The sequence below is a fragment of the Shewanella salipaludis genome (assembly GCF_012911865.1).
GTDB lineage: Bacteria > Pseudomonadota > Gammaproteobacteria > Enterobacterales > Shewanellaceae > Shewanella > Shewanella salipaludis.
This window is the reverse complement of sequence record NZ_JAAXYH010000014.1, coordinates 37,752-54,804: the sequence shown is the minus strand read 5'-3', so window position 1 is coordinate 54,804 and position 17,053 is coordinate 37,752. Positions and strand designations below refer to the sequence as shown.

Here is a 17,053-nt window from a genome sequence, read left to right as displayed (position 1 = left end):
GTTCAATTTATGGCTCCAACAGTTTGGGAATGGAAATCTCGGATGAGATGCATTCATGGGCTCTCTGCTGGGATAGTCTTGCAGCTTCTGGTATAAGTTAAACACCCAGATTTCAAAAAGTACCTATACCAGTAATGAGAACCCTGTCCCTGACCTTGGATGCACAACTCAAACCCCAATTCTTGCGGATTGCACGGGCCATCCGCTCCGCCATCCACACGGGGCAGCTCAAGGCCAAAGAGCCGCTGCCTTCGGCCCGTCAACTCGCAGGGCAGTTGCAGGTCAATCGCCATACCATAATGGCGGCCTACCAGGAGCTGGTGGCGCAGGGTTGGTTGGAATCTGTCGAGCGCAAAGGCTACCGGGTCGTCGACCATTTCCCCATAGAGTCGAGTCGTCATGCCCAGGCGCCTGTCGCCGTCAGTCGGGCAAAATTCCAGTGGCAACTGGCTCCGCAGCCTGCCATAGCCAAGACAGGCAAGGCGGCGCATGAATATCAATACAATTTCGCCGGTGGTCACCCGGACATAGCCGCCTTTCCCTTCCATGAATTCAAGCCCTTCATGAGTGACTGCCTGTCACGACCGGATCCCAAAACTCTGTCCTATGGCAACAACAGCGGCAACTCACAGTTCATAGAGCAGATAATGACCTATCTGCGACGGGTCCGCTCCATCACCAATAAAGACATCATTAGCGTCAACGGTTCCCAGGAAGCCCTGTATATCATCTCCCGGGTACTGCTGCAGCCGGGGGCCAAGGTGGCCGTCGAATCCCTGGGCTATCGACCGGCATGGAATGCCTTCGAGACCGCAGGGGCCGAGCTGGTCGCCATCAAACAACACGCCGGCGGCATAGACATGGACCACCTGACGGAGCTCATCAGCAGTCGCAGCATCTCGCTGATTTACCTGACCCCCCTGCACCAATATCCCACCACTGTGACCCTGCCTGTGCATGAGCGAAACAGAATATACCGCCTGGCGGCGGCGCATAATGTGGCCATAGTTGAAGACGACTATGATCATGAATTCCACTATTCGAGTCAGCCCCTGGCACCGCTGGCCGCCGACGATCCATTGGGGCTGGTGATTTATCTGTCGACCTTCTCCAAAATCATGTTTCCCGGCTGTCGCATCGGCTTCATAGCCGTGGATGCCTCGCTGGCCCCGGCGCTCATCAACTATCGCAGTGTGATGAACCATAAACCGAATGTATTGATGCAGGAGGCCATCGGCCGCTGGATGCAAGAGGGGGCGTTTGAACGCCACTTGAGAAGGACCACCAAGCTATACCAGCAGCGCCGGGATCACTTGGTCAGCGAGCTGCAGCAATACCAACAAGGTGGGCTGGATATCGACTTCAGCATTCCCGCCGGCGGTATGGCAATCTGGCTGGATGTGAAACGGGATGCCAGCGAGCTGGAGCAATACAGCCAATCACAGGATGTCTACTTGCTAGCCGAGGCCCATTTTCATCTCAAGCCAGAAAACAATCGCAACAGGCATGTTCGCCTGGGGTTTGCCGGCATGAAACCGGCGCAAATCACAGAGGGCCTGGCCAGGGTATTTAGCTTCTTCAACCGCTAACCGAGCAGGAGAAAGGCTGAAAGCCACAAAGACAGGGCCGGCATACCAGCCCTGTCGACAGGAGCCGAGCTAAAATCGCCCTGGCTCACCCGGCTTGCGTTAGCTCTGGGCCCACTGGACGAAACCTCGGATGCTGACACCTTGCCCGGCAAAATAGTCTTTGGCGGCGTCATACATGGAGGCATTGACTAGGCTGGGGACTATTTTGGCCTTGCAAGCGGCATAGTCGGACCAACTGACACCATGGCTGGTGCTGTAGTCGTTACCGGTTTCCTTGCCACTGGTATAGAGCTGTGGCGAAAGAAAATCGATATTGGCATCGGCGAAGAAACTCTTCATCAGCGCGGCACTGTCTGTGATGCCGTAAGGGGCCGAATGGCTGACCGTGACCAGCACCTTGAAACCCTTGCTCTTCGCCGTGGCGAACGAAGCGGTAAACAGGCTCTCCAGCCCAGAGTAGCCCTCTTCCACATCGTAGGCGATACCGTCATAGCCCACACATTCCCCCGCCTGGATCGCCGCGGTCAGGGCGGTTAAGTTCGCGCTGGTAAAGGCGCCACTCTGGTTGCCGCCGCCGACACAGAGGAACTTGGTGCCCACCAGATGTGCCAGCTTGGGTGCACTGTCCTGCAATGCGGTTTGCACATCGGCCCAACCACTGAACGCCATGCTCATGGTGGCATTGGCCGGCACCGCACTCTGGGAGTAGGTCCAGGCCCAATAGCCCCGATACTCGGCGTTCGTCACCGGCATGGGCGCTGCTGTGCCATGGGTTTGCGGGATTTTCAGTTGCTGTCCGGGAAATATCGCGTTCGGCGACACCGTCGGATTGCTGGTCTCGATCGCCGCAGCCGTCATATGAGTACATTCGGCTAAGCCGGCGCAAATACCCGAAAGGGTATCCCCGTGCAGCACTGTATAGTTGAGGCGCTCGCCCTGACTCGGGATGCTCAATACCGAGCCGATCTGCAAGGCATTGGGGTTGATATCCGGATTGGCAGCCGTCACCTCCTCGACCGTCACGCCCGCGGCGCCCGACAGGGCCATGGCGAGATTGGAAATGCTGTCACCCGAATTCACTGTATAGGTTAATGCTGTTTTCATGGGATTTCCTTATTCCTGTTCCAAACAAAACATATCCACATAAAATCATAAATTACATCACAATAAGCAGAAAGCAGACTCCACTCTAGTTATGATTTGCTGTCCATCCTGGTCACTATAGGATTAAAACAGCATAGCCCAATTCGCCGCCATCGCCATGGCCTCGCCCCCTGAGTCGATGCCACAGAAGAGCGCACAGCTGAATTCACAGGACGCGATAAACCCGGCGCATACCAACCTCAACCCACCAAGCCTTCAGCCAGTTGCAGGGTCAGATCGGCAGCCGCAATGGCCCTGCAGCCACTGGCATTCTGACCGCACCAGAGGGGGCTGAAATCGCCCCTGCCCTTGGCTTCGGCCGCGGCTCTCAAGGGGGCCAAGGCGGCCGAGGCCAAGGGAAATGGCGGCACAGCCTCAGGCCCATGCCCAAACTCCCGCATCAGGCGATTGACTATGCCGCGGGCGGGACGGCCGGAAAATAGGCTTGTCAGCGCCGTATGGCGGGCGGCCTCGCTTTGCAGCGCCCGTCTATGCACCTCACTGGTGTCGGCCTCAGGGCATAGGAGGTATGCGGTGCCGACCTGCACCCCGGCGGCGCCGAGTGCCATGGCAGCCCTGACTGAGTCGGCATCACATATGCCCCCGGCCGCGACCACAGGCACAGAGACGGCGGCCTTTATCTGCGGCAACAGGGCAAAGATACCGCTCTGCTCGCTGAGATCATCACTCAGAAAGTGCCCCCTATGGCCGCCGGCCTCCAATCCCTGAGCTATGATGACATCCACCCCATGCGCCTCGAGCCAGCAAGCCTCGGCGACGCTGGTGGCCGTCGACATCACCTTGGCCCCCCAGGCCTTGACCTGCAGCATGAGTTCCAGCGACGGCAGGCCGAAGTGAAAACTCACCACCTCGGGCCGATACTCGCTCAGCAGCTCGGCGGTTTGAGCATCGAAGGGACGACGCTGCGCGCCGCCGCCCCGAGCCTGAGCATCCAAACCGAATTCCTGATAATAAGATGCCAGACTCGCTCGCCAGGCTGACAACCGAGTTTCATCTACCTCGGGCATGCTATGGCAGAAGAAATTCACATTCAGCGGCTTATCCGTGGCGGCGCGAAAGTGGTCCAGTGCCGCCCTCAGCGCATCCGGGGACAACATGGCGCAGGGCAAAGACCCCAGGCCACCTGCATTTGCAACCGCCAGCGCCAGCGCTCCCCCTTGCACCCCGGCCATGGGCGCCTGAATGATGGGGAGCTCTATCCCCAGCAATGTCTGCAATATCATAGACTCGTCTCCCTATTCCGGGCTTGGCCAACGCCTGAGCCCGTGTCGTCCCGCTTCTCTTGGCCAATAGCCATCACAATCGTCGCTCCCGTGACAATCCCAGGCCCTGAAGCTGTGTCAGTAGGCACCCGGCTGCAGGTGCTGGGAGATCCACCAGAGATTGCCGCAGCAATCCCGCACCCCACCCTGCCGGTCACCATAGGGCCTGTCGGCCACCCCCAGGATCTGGGTCGCGCCGGCAGCCAACGCCTTGGCCATGCTGGCATCGGCATTCTCGACATAAAGATAATAGGAAGCCGGCATGGGGGCACAGATCTCGGTCGCCTCGCTCAGCATGAAGATGCAGTCGCCTATGCGCATCTCTGCATTGGCAATCTTGCCGTCGGCGCGCAGCGAACGGCCCGTCTCGACCGCATCGAAGGCCTGGGTCAGAAAAGCCACCAAGCCCTCGGCACCTTCGACCAACATATAGGGGGAAATACAGCTATAACCGGGTGGAATATACATAACGACTCCTTGTTAATTCAACAGTTCCACGACTCACAGAGGCTATGATCAAACCGACCGCCGACAAAGCTATGAGCCAACAACACGCCCGGCATTGTACTACCTGGAGGGTGAAGATCACTAGAGTGCAAGCCAAAGTCCGCAGACCAGTCGAGGAAATGAATGGTTACATAGGCTTATGTATAGCCAAATCTTTCAGCCGAAGCCAGGGCCGTACAGCATCTTGGCCACCGGAATGAGGCAAACGGCCAGCAGTATGGGGTTAACCAGTCTACTGCCTTTGAGCTGCACGGCTCCTAGCCATATCCGGTAGCTATCCATTGGCCTGCGGCCATGATAAACCCGCCAACCAGCTAAGCTGTCCGCCGAGGATAAACACCAGGAGTGCCGCCGCCAGACAGCCTGCTCGCGGGAGCCGGCATACAAATCCAGATAGCAAGAACCAGGATGAGCACCAGGCCTGGAGTCCCCCCAGACCCGGCGGTTATGCCTGGCTAACGGCCTTAAAAGGCAACCTCCCAGGGATAGAGAGTCGCCACATAGGCATTACAATCCTTAATGAACTTTTAGTTAAAATGCCGTTATCTCAAGGATGGTTGTGACAAGGACTCGATGAAGTTTCAAATACCCTAAACAGGTCTTGATTACCACTGGATTGCACAAAGTCTAGGGTGACCTTTAAACCTTCCGCAAATGACTGTCTTGAGCCACTATCTTTGAGTAATAACATAGTACACCAAAGTCTTCTATCTATCTCGAGCATACAGGCATTCGTTATAGGAGCTAATCCATCTGCTGTACCGGCCTAGGTTACAAGTCAAATATAAAAAAGGGTGCAGAAATCTGCACCCTTTTTTTAATCAACCAGAAGGTTAGAACTTGTAGTTAGCACCCAGGAAGAACGAACGGCCCTGAGTATCGTAATAGCCATCACCATCATATACAAAAGGATTACGTGGTGGCTCGAGATCGAACGCATTCTTCACACCGAAGCGCATAGAAAGGTTATCAGAGAAATCATACGAACCGGTTAAATCCCAAACGGTATGCGATGGAATATCATTATAGTTGTTGTTCTCTGGTTTCCACTCATTATCCTCGACGGCAGAATGACGATAGTTAGAGCGAAGCTCCAGACTTAAGGCTTCGTATTTCCAGCCCAAGCTAAACATAGCCTTCCAGCGCGGATCGGTATACTCACCCACATCAACCTGGAGGTCTTCGGCAAAGCCCGTAGGGTTAGTCTGCCACTGCTCAAGATAAGTGGCTATGAGGTGAATATTGAAGTCACCGAAGCTATCTGTAGGAATATCATATTGAGCCTCAATATCCAGGCCCTTGACGTCGAATGAAGCCGAGTTAACTGGTGATTGAACAAAATCTGTGATGTCGCCAGTTGTCGCATCACGAGTGAAACGACTACAGTAAACATTGTCTAGTGATGCTGAATCGTAACAGTAACGAACTGCAACATCAACATCGATATATTCAATCGCATCCGTGATGGAAAACGCCCAATAGTCGAGTGTAAGTGACAGGCCTTTGACATAAGACGGGGTATACACCAGTCCGATAGTGTAGTCATTCGAGGTCTCGGCCTTCAGATCTGGATTACCCGCGTTACTACCAGGACGGTTACCCTGATACCAAGCAGGTGTAGGATTCCAGCCCTGTGGCAAGCCAGCCGCTTGACAGTTCTTCTTACGGTTTGCATCAGGTCCCAGCTCGACGTTGATCAGGTCACACACGTCGGTAAAGCTCTCAAACGTCTGCCCACCCGGATCGAACAGCTCGCCGATATTAGGTGCACGAACCGACTTAGAACGAGTCGCACGGATACGAAGGTCTTCAATAGGAGCCCAGTTCAGGCCTATCTTCCACGCATCATCATTACCGGCTGTGCTGTAATCCATCCAGCGATATGCCAGATCGAGTCCGAGATCATGAGCCATGAACATGTCTGCCAGCAGAGGAATATTAAATTCTGCGGCTAACTCGGTCACATCGTACTCGCCCTTCATCGCCAATGAATTGTTACCGAAGATGGTACCGTCGATAAGCGCCTGATCTGGATTGGTTTCAGACTCTTCCTTACGGTAATCGGCACTGAATGCCGCACTAACGTAGCCTGCCGGCACATCAAACAGCGCACCGTTTACCACTAGGCCGGCACTGGTCTGAGTCGTCTTGGCCGTCTGACCTGCAGTAGTGCTGACCCAATCGATCGCAGCTTGACTCGCCTGATTCTCGCCCAGTAGATTTAACGGCACACAGCCAGCGTCTCTTGCATCCGCATCACGACAGACTATGCTGCCATCGGCTGCGAATACGGCATCTTTGGCTTGATCATAACGCTCACCCCAGATCTCACCGCCCCAGACAGTCGTTTCATCCAGCTGACCACGTTGCGCATGTAAAGAGTAATCCCAATCATCGCTGATCGCGCCTTCGATGCCAACGAGGAAACGCAAGGTTTCACGATCCTGGTTGTAAGTTCTGTTCCCAAACTCTCTATCGATGCGATAAAGGTTAAAAGACTCCATACCTGTATCAGTCATCAGCTGACGTGTCGCTTCGGGAAGGAAGGCATTGTCCCCTTCAATAAAATTACGGGTGTGGAATACCGGGGTACTCTCACCATTGGATTGGTAATCCACATAGGTAATTTCGGTAACTATCTTGTGGTCGTCATTGATTTGATAGTCGGTATTTAGGGTAAATACCTTACGGTCCAGCGGCGTACGAACGAAACCATAGTCAACAGGATCATAACCTTCACAGCTGGGGCCACAATAGTTACCGTTGTTGCCGGGTCCCTCGATCAGGCCTTCACCATAATCGAATACTTTCATGTTACCGTCTTTGTCGAAGGTATACTGGAGGTCATCATCGGCAAAGAAAGTGCCTGCCTCGTTGAGCCAAGACAGTGGCTTACGCCCCACATAGGGAATACGAGTAGGCGCACCTTCTGAAGTATCTGGGTTATAGATGCTGTTGACAGGGTTATTCAGAAAATCTCTGTCGGTTTTGCGTAATTCTTTCTGCTCGGCATAGGTAAAGTTAAATACCGTAGACAGCTTACCATCCAGGTAGTCACCACCCGCAGTTAGCGAAAACTGACTCTCTTCACCGCCACTCTGTTCAGGCTGCTCGTATGAAACATCCAGCTCCACGCCTTGAACATCTTTGCGGGTAATAATGTTGATTACACCGGCCATAGCGTCGGAGCCGTAGACTGCTGAGGCGCCACCAGTGATAACCTCGATACGTGCAACCATGGCAGTTGGAATCGTATTCAAATCGACTGCCGAAGCACCGTTTGCGCCGGCGACGAAGCGACGGCCATTAACCAGAACCAAGGTACGATCACTACCTAAGCCACGTAAGTTCGTCTGGTTCAGGCCGTTGGCGAAAATGGTATTATTTGAGGTCTCTGGAGAAATACCTACTGTCGAGGATGGCAGTTTATTTAAAATATCGGCAACGTTGGTGATACCCATATCCATCATATCGGCACCGGTGATCACGGTTATCGGCGTTGGAGATAGCTCACCAATACGCTTAATTTTTGAACCCGTGACTTCCATGCGCTCAATCTGTGGCTCTTCTTTCTCGGCCGCGTACAAATTCGAGCTAACCATTAGTGCTGTGCCACTCGTTGCTATCAAAGCAACTCTCACAGCCCTTGCTAAACTACTCGTTGGTGTCATGCTATCATTCCCTTGGTTATCTGTTTTGCTCATTTTCTAATATTGCGTGAGCTTTTATTTGTTTTTAACGCAAAAAAATCAAAGTGATACACCTCAATCTCACCAGTAAAATAACAACTTTGATACAATCTGTCAACAGCTCTATGGGGATGGTGGTATTTATAGACAGGAGCTTTATAACTGCAGTTTCATCTTCGAACTAGCTTCAATAAAACACATGGATGCTCTCGCTCCTTTCTTTACCTTACTGCGTTTCCATACGTATTTCCCTCATCCAAGCCACTTCAATTTCGTATGCAGTGGCTTGCAATGCTTACTGAATAGAATTAAAAGGTAATCCCCCAGATGGCCCCAATCAGCTGCGGCTTATCTGCCGATTACAAAAGGAGAACACGCCCCGCCGAAGATAATGGGGCTAAGAGGCACTGTTCCCAGAGAAAGCGGAGAAAAATGTAGAAGATATTACCTCTACGGGCACTGAGGCAAGTGAGGCAACTGTGCCTGTTTTGCTCTATTGCGGCATTGAGTAAGGCTGACTTCGGAGGCTAAGCAAATTTATGCCTGTGATGGCATTCCGCATTTAACTTATCCACGAGTTCAATAATGGAATTTTTAGCACTCAATAGCGATAGTTCATGGCGTTCATCGGCAAACTCCTGATATTCAGAGCGTATCTCATAGAAATGTTCAACTCCCAGATATTTGCTCAATACACGTATGTGTGGACCCAGATGGTTCATCTGCTCTCTTATCCCACCGGGTCCAAAGTCAAACTCACCGCAAGATGACAAAAGAATGAGTGTTTTACCCGACATAATTGGCTCAAGTGGGAAATCACCTCTTGCCAGATCGAAGGTAAAAGTTTTGTTGACCCGTATTATCTGATCAAACCAAGCTTTGAGTACGGCTGGCATTCCGTAGTTATACATAGGCGCCGTTATGATGATGACATCGGCTTGGGCAACCTCATCAATATAAGTATCAGATTCAGCCAACAACTCATGCTGTTCTGATGTTCGCTTTTCAAGAGGCGTAAACACTGCCGCTATCCAGCTCTGTGAGATAAAGGCTGGAGGAGTTAACCCTAAATCTCTCTGGCCAATCCTGTCTTGATGATTATTTTTCATCCATTCATCAACAAACAAATGACCAAGTTCTTTTGAGATTGAATTATGACGTCTCTCATCGCTATCATAACATCGTGCGCTTGCATCTATTTTAAGTAGGTTTTTCATACGTACTCTCTATTGTTAAACATAAGGTATTGAGCATTGTCTATTTACGACTCTCCATTGACAAAGGATAAGATTTTTACTATAGATTCATTTTATTCATCTATAGTCATCTCAAATGTTTAAGCACCTCCCATCATTAACCAGTATCAAGGCTTTTGAGGCCTCGGCGAGGTTGAAGAGCTTTAAGCTGGCAGCTGAAGAGCTGAATGTGTCACCGACAGCAATTTCTCATCAGATAAGAAGCCTTGAGGATGCATTGCATTTAAAGCTATTTCTACGTCATACGCGTTCGGTGTCACTGACATCAGAGGGTGAGCTACTTGCAGATACTGCAACCAGAGTACTGCGAGAATTGATGCTTACCGTCAATGTCATCACAGAGACAGCGGATACATTACGAATAAGCACAACAAATTCATTTGCGGCCATGTGGTTGGTGCCTAATTTAGGGGATTTTCACAATATGGTGCCCAAGATTGATATCCAAATTCGTGCCAATGACGAGCTCAATAATCTAGAAGCTGACAAAGGGATTGATATGGTCATCCGCTATGGCACATTCACCAATCAGCCGGAGGCAGAATTACTCATCAACGAGTCCCAGGGATGTTTTGCAACCCCAAGATATTGGCAGGATTTGAACAAGCGAGAAGACTGGACGTTTTTATGTGTAAAATGGAAAAATACCAGGCTAACCCAGCAAAACTATCAAGAATTGCTAGAAGGTGTTGTCCCTGACAACAAGCATTTTACTATCCGATATTATAATGATGAAAATCAGATCTTACAGGCGGCACTTGCCGGACAAGGCATTGCAATTCTTAGTGAGCTTTTAGTTAAAATGCCGTTATCTCAAGGATGGTTGCGACAAGGACTCGATGAAGTTTCAAATACCCTAACAGGCCTTGATTACTACTGCATTATCCCTGAAAGAAGCAGGCACAACCAAACTGCTTTCGGTTTTTTGGACTGGCTTAAAAATAGAATTGCTTGTTAGAATACTCAATAGCAAAGGAGAAAAATGACTATACTATTAGCAACTTAACATATTTTTATTACTCATGTGACAGCCAGCCATTAACAATCACTCCCTGTTGCGGAAGGTGAGCTTCGAACAATTTGAGCAACTCTACCGACAATTTTGCAATTATCACACTTAATCTTCCAGCCTATAAACCCTTTGCTGCCGGAGATAGCCCCATTACAAATTGGACACAGTTCATAGGCTAAAACATTTGACCTTTCCCCCAGATTTAACACCATGACGAATGTGAGATTTCCGATTACGCTAGTAACCAGGAGATCTGACAATGAAGAAGAAACGTTTTACGGAAGAGCAAATCATCGGTGCCCTCAAGGAGCATGAATCCGGCTGCAAGGTCGAAGACATTTGCCGGCGTTACGGCATTGCCCAAGGCACCTTTTATCGCTGGAAATCCAAGTACGGTGGCATGGAGGTTAGCGACGCCAAGCGCCTGAAAGAACTGGAAAGCGAAAACACTAAGCTGAAAAAACTGTTGGCTGAAGCCATGTTGGATAATGCCGTGTTGAAAGATGTCGTCTCAAAAAAGTGGTGACGCCAGCGGCTAAAAAGCAGGGGTTAGTCCGGCGAAGACAATACACAACATGAGTGAGAGCCTGCTGTTTTGCAGCGGCAGGACGACAGCGCGTTATGTTGGTATTTCCCGGGATGATGAGGCAGTGAAATCCCGCTTGAAAGAGTTGGCAGTACGCTATCCGCGCTATGGTTATTTGCTGCTGCATGGCTTGCTCAAGGCGGAAGGCCTGGTCGACAACAAGAAGCGTACCTACCGGTTGTATACCGAATTGGGCCTCCAGGTTCGTACCAAGCAACGTAAGAAGCTGATACGCCCCCGCATTCCCATATCGTTACCCAATGGTATCAACGAACGCTGGTCGATGGACTTCGTTTCAGATCAACTGGCAAGTGGCAGACGCTTCCGGGTACTCAATGTCGTCGATGACTACAGTCGTGAATGCATCGGACAGCTTGCCGACGTGTCACTCTCTGGCGAGCAGGTATCGCGTTTCTTGAAGCAACTAATAGCACAGCGTCAACGCCCGCAATCAATAGTCTGTGATAACGGCCCCGAGTTTACCAGTAAGGCGATGTTCTTCTGGTCAAAGTCGCAGGACGTAAAACTGAGCTTCATCCAGCCGGGTAAGCCAACACAAAACGCCTTCGTAGAAAGTTTTAACGGTAAGTTTCGGGATGCCTGTCTCAACCAACATTGGTTTAGGGATTTGCACGAAGCAAGGCAAGAAATAGCGCATTGGCGGACACATTACAATGAAGTGCGCCCGCACAGCTCACTGAATTATCTGCCACCAAGTGAATTTGCAAAACGAGTGGCATAATGAAGGAATTCTCACAGGATGACTGGTACTAATTCAGGGGAAAGGTCACATTTGGTAGCTTATTCCTGTAATGTTCAGAGAAGAGTGAAGCAATAGATGAAAATTCATCACTCAAGCTCCAGCATAACTCTCTGGATAATTCGTAGCAAAAATTCTCAAAGCGAATACGTTTATTCACTGCGGCTTGCGATGGGCTTGCACTAACCTTTGGCTCGATTGTAGCCAATATCTCTTGATAGCGTTCAGGCCACGCCTCTTTGTCAATCATCTCCTGGCAGTCGAGAAGCTCTTCCATCGAATAAGTTGAGTAATCAGGTTTGTTCACTATTTTCCCTTATGAACTCACACTCGCAACAATCGCAAGCAACTTGTATGGTTATCTTACCTAAGCTCATTTTACATGGCTTTCTTCAATTCCAAGCCCTTACTTAAATTTAATGGGAAGTTCAAGGCTTGGTTTACCTGTCCAACCATGCTCCAAATACAAGTCATAGCCATCAGCGTCTTTCGTCACAAGCCGCTGTAATCCCCAGGTAAACCCGGGATGGGAAGCAATAAGCGCTGACTCAGGGCCCATAGCACGGGGAATACCACAAAATCGGGGCGATAAGGACTCACGTAAACAGATAAACAGATAAACAGATAAACAGAGAGGCAAGAGGGAATGGCTGCTCCCCTCTCGGTCGACGCTCTTTAAAGATGGCACTGAAAGCCCGCGCTTTATATCCAAACTCAGTTTGAAAAATACACTCCCAGGCCACAAACCTGACCTAAGCAGAACCCGACTCAGCTGTCAGCCCAGCAGATAGTCGGCGCCCAGCGCCACAAACAATCCCATGCCGGCCCAGTTGTTATTCAGAAACGCCTTGAAGCAGGCGGCGCGCTCATGGCGGAAGATCAGCCGCTGCTGGTAGAGGCCAAAGCCTGTGAAGGCCAGCAGTCCCAGGCCGTAGGTCAGGCCACGGTCGGCGGCGAGACCTGCGGCGCCAAAGCACAAGAGCGCGGCCAGCTGGAAGGCGCCGATGATCTGCCTGTCGAAGCGACCGAACAGTATGGCGGTGGATTTGATGCCCACTTTCAAGTCATCATCCCTGTCCACTATGGCGTACATGGTGTCGTAGGCCACGGTCCAGCACCAATTGGCGGCAAACAGCCACCAGGCCTCGGGCGGCACCTCGCCCAGCTGCGCCGCATAGGCCATGGGAATGGACCAGCTCCAGACAATGCCGAGGAACATCTGCGGCATGTTGGTCACCCGCTTGGTGAAGGGATAGGCTATGGTGAGTATGATGCCGACCACGGACAGCTTGAGCACCAGGGGATTGAGCAGCAACACCAGGCCCAGCGCCAACAGGCCGAGCACCAGGAACAGGAGCAGCGCCTCCTTGCTGCCGACTTCGCCGCTGGCCAATGGCCGCGATTTGGTGCGCTCCACATGGGCATCCAGGTTACGGTCGGCATAGTCGTTGATCACGCAGCCATTGGCGCGCATGATGAAAACGCCGAGGACAAAGATCAACAACACCTTGAGATCCGGCATGCCGCCCGCCGCCAACAGCAGCGCCATCAAACAGGGCCAGAGCAGCAGCAAGGTGCCTATGGGCCTGTCGATGCGCGACAGGCGGGCGTAGGCATCCAGTTTGGCGCTCAACTTGGCATTCATATTCATTCGGCTCCCTGCGGCTTTATTATATTTTTGTTTAAACATCAGCTAGTAGCACCAGTTTCTTACTGTCGATTTCTTACTGTCGATTTCGTGCCGGCGGCGTGGGCCTAGCAGGCCTCCAGGCGGGCATAGGCCACCATCAGCCACTTGCTGCCGAAATCGCTGAAGCTCACCTGCACCCTGGCCTGGGCGCCGCTGCCCTCGAAATTGGTGACCTTGCCATCACCGAACTTGGGATGACGCACCCGCTGACCGACATTGAACCCGGTGTCGTTGCCGGCAGCACTCCTGGCGTTGCTCTGGTTGCTGAAGCGGCTGTTGGCCATGGGCACGGACACCTGCGCCTTGAGGCGGATCTCCTCGACAAACTCGGCGGGGATCTCCTTGATGAAACGCGATGGCCTGGCGTAGTCCTCGCGGCCATAGATGCGCCGCGACTCGGCGTAGGTGATATAGAGTTTCTGCATGGCGCGGGTCATGCCCACGTAACAGAGACGGCGTTCCTCATCGAGGCGGTCGCCCTCTTCCAGCGCCATCTTGCTGGGGAAGATGCCCTCTTCCACTCCGGCCATGAATACCATGGGAAATTCCAGTCCCTTGGCCGAATGCAGCGTCATCAACTGCACCGCGTCGCTGAAGGCGTCGGCCTGGCCTTCGCCGGCTTCCAGCGCCGCGTGGGACAGGAAGGCGTTGAGCTCGCCCATGTCCTCCAGCTCCTCGGGCATCTCGAAGGTGCGCGCCGCGGTGACCAATTCCTCGAGGTTTTCGATACGGGCGTGGGCCTTCTCGCCTTTTTCCGCCTCGTACATGGCCTTGAGGCCAGAGGCCTGAATGACAGTATCCGCCATGCGATACAGGGGCTGTTCTTCCGTTTCCTGACGCAGTGTGACTATCAAGTCCATGAAGCCGCGCACCGCGTTGGCAGCGCGGCCGGCGAGCACTTTCTCTTCCAGCAGCCGCAAACAGGCCTGCCACAGGGTCAGGTCCTGCTGGCGGGCGGTGCTGCGCAGTATGTCCAGGGTGCGATCGCCTATGCCGCGTGGCGGGGTGTTGACCACCCGCTCGAAGGCGGCATCGTCATCCTTGTTATTGATGAGGCGCAGATAGCCCATGGCGTCCTTGATTTCCTGACGCTCGAAGAAACGCAGGCCGCCGTAGATGCGATAGGCCAGGCCCTTATGCAGCAGGGCTTCTTCCAACACCCGCGACTGGGCGTTGGAACGATAGAGGATGGCGCAGTCGCTCAAGGCGCCGCCCTTGTCCTGCCAGTCGTTGATGCGGCCGACGATGAAGCGCGCCTCGTCCATCTCGTTGAAGGCGCAGTAGAGGGAGATGGGCTCGCCATCCTTGTCGTCGGTCCACAGCTCCTTGCCCATACGGTCGGGGTTGTTGGCGATCAGCTCGTTGGAAGCCTTGAGAATATTGCCGGTTGAACGGTAGTTCTGCTCCAGGCGTATGGTGCTGGCCGAGGGGAAGTCCTTGAGGAATCTGTGCAGGTTCTCCACCTGGGCGCCGCGCCAGCCGTAGATGGACTGATCGTCGTCGCCCACTATCATGACGTTGGCCGTGTTGCCCGCCAGCACCCGGATCCAGGCGTATTGGATGGCGTTGGTGTCCTGGAACTCGTCCACCAGTATGTGCTTGAACCTGTCCTGGTAATGGGCCAGCAGGTGCGGCTTGTTGAGCCACAGCTCGTGGGCCCGCAGCAAAATTTCGGCAAAATCCACCAGCCCGGCGCGATCGCAGGACTCCTGGTAGATCTGATAAATCTTCAGCAGGTTCTGCTCTATGGGGAAGCCGCCGGCGTCTATGTGCTTGGGTCTCAGGCCCTGATCTTTCTTGGCGTTGATATAACCCGCCGCCTGGCGCGGTGGATACTGTTTCTCGTCCAGGTTCAGGCTCTTGAGGATACGCTTGAGCAGCCGCAGCTGATCGTCCGAGTCTATGATCTGGAAGCTCTGGGGCAGACCGGCGTCCTGAAAGTGGGTGCGCAGCAAGCGGTGGGCCAGGCCATGGAAGGTGCCTATCCACATGCGTCCCATGTTGCTGCCGGCGACCTTCTCGACCCGCTCGCGCATCTCGGCCGCGGCCTTGTTGGTGAAGGTCACCGCCAGAATGGAATAGGGACTCTGCTGTTCGACCTGCATCAGCCAGGCGATCCTATGGGTCAAGACCCGGGTCTTGCCACTACCTGCGCCCGCCAACACCAGCATGCTCGACTGCGGCGCCGCCACGGCTTCGCGCTGTTTATCGTTCAGGCCGTCCAGTAAAGTAGATACGTCCATTCTCGCCTCCAAAAAATGAGCCGGCATTATAACAGAAGAATCCCACCCTGAGCGCCCCTCCTGCGCCACTAAAAACCCGACAACGTATTTGACTCTGGGGTCCTCTTTGCGCTTCAATATCGAATCAACATTTAATTAACATGCCGTACTCATTCGGGATCGCCATGCATTACCGATTCGACGCCTTCAGTATCGATATTACCCGCCGCAGCCTAAGTTGCAACGGGACACCCATGAACTGTGACGATCGGGTGATCAGCCTGCTGGAGCTCTTGATTGAGGCTTACCCGGCGCACTGCGATCAGGCCTTGCTGCTGGAGAGGATCTGGCCCAATACCGTGGTCAGCAACTGGTCGGTTGCCAGGTTGATTTCAGACAGCCGCAAGCTATTCAAGGCCGCCGGGCTGGAGGTGCCGCTAATCCAGACGCTGCATGGTCGGGGTTATCGCCTGTCCCACGAAGTCGCGACCCGTTTGCAGCCGGGCACAGTCCTGGATGCCGCGCCCAATAGCGAAAGCCATGCCGAAACCTATGCCGAGAGCCAGGCCGAAACCCATGCTGAAAACTATGTCGAGAGCCATGCCGACGCCGGCTTGACTCGGCCTCAGCGAGCCGGCTCTTCGGCGCAGCAAATTGCACCTCCCTCGGCAAGCGCCGCAACATATCGCCGCCTGCTGCGACCGGCGCTCATCGCCGGCGGCCTGCTCGCCGCCCTGCTTGGCGGCATGGCACTCTGGCCTGGCGAGACACGAGATAGGCTGGAGATAGGTGAGCCCCAAGGGGTCAAGGGGCGTATTCTCTGGGTAGACGATCATCCACAGAACAACGAGGCAGAACGCCAATATCTGCAGCGCCATCACCTGGCCGTCTATATCACAAGCACCACGGCAGAGGCCATGATGCTGCTCTCCATGTACAAGTATGATGCCATCATCACGGACATGGGCCGGGGCGAGGAACCGCTGGCAGGCTTAAAACTGACACAGGCAGTGCGCGCCGGCGGCAATCACACCCCTATATATCTCTACACCATAATGCCATCCGAGGCGCAGCGGAAGCTGGTGCTGGCCCATGGTGCCCAGGGCATAGCCGTGGACTCTGAGACCTTATACCTCTTGCTGCAACCCTTACTGCAACGCGCCGCTCCGCCAACCCAAGCCGATGGCGCCGGCCCCCAGGCTTAACGCTTCACTCGCTAACCCGAAATCTGCATTCGCCCCCCAGAGCTAACGTGCCTGTCTCCGCCCGCCAGAAAAAACTGCAATTAGCTGATTTTTAATGGTTTCAATTCTTAT

General features: G+C 53.2%; 11 protein-coding genes and 1 pseudogene. 4 read left to right on the top strand and 8 right to left on the bottom strand.

The features are described from left to right. The first annotated feature begins 134 nt into the window (after nucleotides 1-134). The gene (pdxR, locus tag HC757_RS15860; RefSeq protein WP_169565355.1) at nucleotides 135-1,589 is read left to right on the top strand and encodes a MocR-like pyridoxine biosynthesis transcription factor PdxR; all 1,455 of its coding nucleotides are present in this window, start codon (nucleotides 135-137) and stop codon (nucleotides 1,587-1,589) included. A gap of 99 nt (nucleotides 1,590-1,688) precedes the next feature. Here the strand turns inward: pdxR and HC757_RS15855 are convergent, their stop codons facing one another. The 5 genes from HC757_RS15855 to HC757_RS15835 all read right to left on the bottom strand — a co-directional run bounded on the left by HC757_RS15855 (nucleotide 1,689) and on the right by HC757_RS15835 (nucleotide 9,428). After that, nucleotides 1,689-2,693 carry a LysM peptidoglycan-binding domain-containing protein gene (locus HC757_RS15855; RefSeq protein WP_169565354.1) on the bottom strand — a complete coding sequence of 335 codons (1,005 nt, stop codon included), beginning with the start codon at nucleotides 2,691-2,693 and terminating at the stop codon, nucleotides 1,689-1,691. 239 nt (nucleotides 2,694-2,932) lie between these two features. Continuing rightward, nucleotides 2,933-3,976 (bottom strand): NAD(P)H-dependent flavin oxidoreductase, encoded by a 1,044-nt coding sequence (locus HC757_RS15850; protein ID WP_169565353.1) that lies wholly within the window; start codon nucleotides 3,974-3,976, stop codon nucleotides 2,933-2,935. Nucleotides 3,977-4,093: 117 nt separating this feature from the next. Next, the gene (locus HC757_RS15845) at nucleotides 4,094-4,483 is read right to left on the bottom strand and encodes a VOC family protein (protein ID WP_169565352.1); all 390 of its coding nucleotides are present in this window, start codon (nucleotides 4,481-4,483) and stop codon (nucleotides 4,094-4,096) included. Between the two features lie 872 nt (nucleotides 4,484-5,355). Further along, nucleotides 5,356-8,193 (bottom strand): TonB-dependent receptor domain-containing protein, encoded by a 2,838-nt coding sequence (locus HC757_RS15840; protein ID WP_169565351.1) that lies wholly within the window; start codon nucleotides 8,191-8,193, stop codon nucleotides 5,356-5,358. Between the two features lie 545 nt (nucleotides 8,194-8,738). After that, complete coding sequence (locus HC757_RS15835; protein WP_169565350.1) at nucleotides 8,739-9,428, bottom strand: FMN-dependent NADH-azoreductase; 690 nt, start codon at nucleotides 9,426-9,428, stop codon at nucleotides 8,739-8,741. A gap of 115 nt (nucleotides 9,429-9,543) precedes the next feature. On the opposite strand from HC757_RS15835, the gene HC757_RS15830 reads away from it, so the two are divergent. Together HC757_RS15830 and HC757_RS15825 are read left to right on the top strand one after the other, a co-directional pair. Beyond that, nucleotides 9,544-10,425 (top strand): LysR family transcriptional regulator, encoded by an 882-nt coding sequence (locus tag HC757_RS15830; RefSeq protein WP_169565349.1) that lies wholly within the window; start codon nucleotides 9,544-9,546, stop codon nucleotides 10,423-10,425. A 313-nt stretch (nucleotides 10,426-10,738) separates the two neighbouring features. Then, nucleotides 10,739-11,807 (top strand): annotated as a pseudogene (locus tag HC757_RS15825) (IS3 family transposase). Nucleotides 11,808-11,835: 28 nt separating this feature from the next. On the opposite strand, the gene HC757_RS15820 reads toward HC757_RS15825, so the two are convergent. From HC757_RS15820 to uvrD, 3 genes are all read right to left on the bottom strand, one after another. After that, the gene (locus HC757_RS15820; RefSeq protein ID WP_169565348.1) at nucleotides 11,836-12,132 is read right to left on the bottom strand and encodes a hypothetical protein; all 297 of its coding nucleotides are present in this window, start codon (nucleotides 12,130-12,132) and stop codon (nucleotides 11,836-11,838) included. Nucleotides 12,133-12,600: 468 nt separating this feature from the next. Next, the gene (ubiA, locus tag HC757_RS15815) at nucleotides 12,601-13,470 is read right to left on the bottom strand and encodes a 4-hydroxybenzoate octaprenyltransferase (protein WP_169565401.1); all 870 of its coding nucleotides are present in this window, start codon (nucleotides 13,468-13,470) and stop codon (nucleotides 12,601-12,603) included. A 110-nt stretch (nucleotides 13,471-13,580) separates the two neighbouring features. After that, the gene (gene uvrD / locus HC757_RS15810) at nucleotides 13,581-15,758 is read right to left on the bottom strand and encodes a DNA helicase II (RefSeq protein ID WP_169565347.1); all 2,178 of its coding nucleotides are present in this window, start codon (nucleotides 15,756-15,758) and stop codon (nucleotides 13,581-13,583) included. 164 nt (nucleotides 15,759-15,922) lie between these two features. Here uvrD and HC757_RS15805 point away from each other — a divergent pair, with 164 nt between their 5' ends. Then, a complete protein-coding gene (locus tag HC757_RS15805) occupies nucleotides 15,923-16,942 on the top strand; it encodes a response regulator (RefSeq protein WP_169565346.1) in 1,020 nt (339 codons plus the stop codon). Nucleotides 16,943-17,053: the final 111 nt, after the last annotated feature.

Excerpts from the sequence above, each read along its gene's own strand:
- HC757_RS15855 (WP_169565354.1), bottom strand. The coding sequence starts at position 2,693 with ATGAAAACAGCATTAACCTATACAGTGAATTCGGGTGACAGCATTTCC.
- HC757_RS15850 (WP_169565353.1), bottom strand. The coding sequence starts at position 3,976 with ATGATATTGCAGACATTGCTGGGGATAGAGCTCCCCATCATTCAGGCG.
- HC757_RS15845 (WP_169565352.1), bottom strand. The coding sequence starts at position 4,483 with ATGTATATTCCACCCGGTTATAGCTGTATTTCCCCCTATATGTTGGTC.
- HC757_RS15835 (WP_169565350.1), bottom strand. The coding sequence starts at position 9,428 with ATGAAAAACCTACTTAAAATAGATGCAAGCGCACGATGTTATGATAGC.
- HC757_RS15805 (WP_169565346.1), top strand. The coding sequence starts at position 15,923 with ATGCATTACCGATTCGACGCCTTCAGTATCGATATTACCCGCCGCAGC.
- pdxR (WP_169565355.1), top strand. The coding sequence starts at position 135 with ATGAGAACCCTGTCCCTGACCTTGGATGCACAACTCAAACCCCAATTC.
- HC757_RS15830 (WP_169565349.1), top strand. The coding sequence starts at position 9,544 with ATGTTTAAGCACCTCCCATCATTAACCAGTATCAAGGCTTTTGAGGCC.
- uvrD (WP_169565347.1), bottom strand. The coding sequence starts at position 15,758 with ATGGACGTATCTACTTTACTGGACGGCCTGAACGATAAACAGCGCGAA.
- ubiA (WP_169565401.1), bottom strand. The coding sequence starts at position 13,470 with ATGAATGCCAAGTTGAGCGCCAAACTGGATGCCTACGCCCGCCTGTCG.
- HC757_RS15840 (WP_169565351.1), bottom strand. The coding sequence starts at position 8,193 with ATGACACCAACGAGTAGTTTAGCAAGGGCTGTGAGAGTTGCTTTGATA.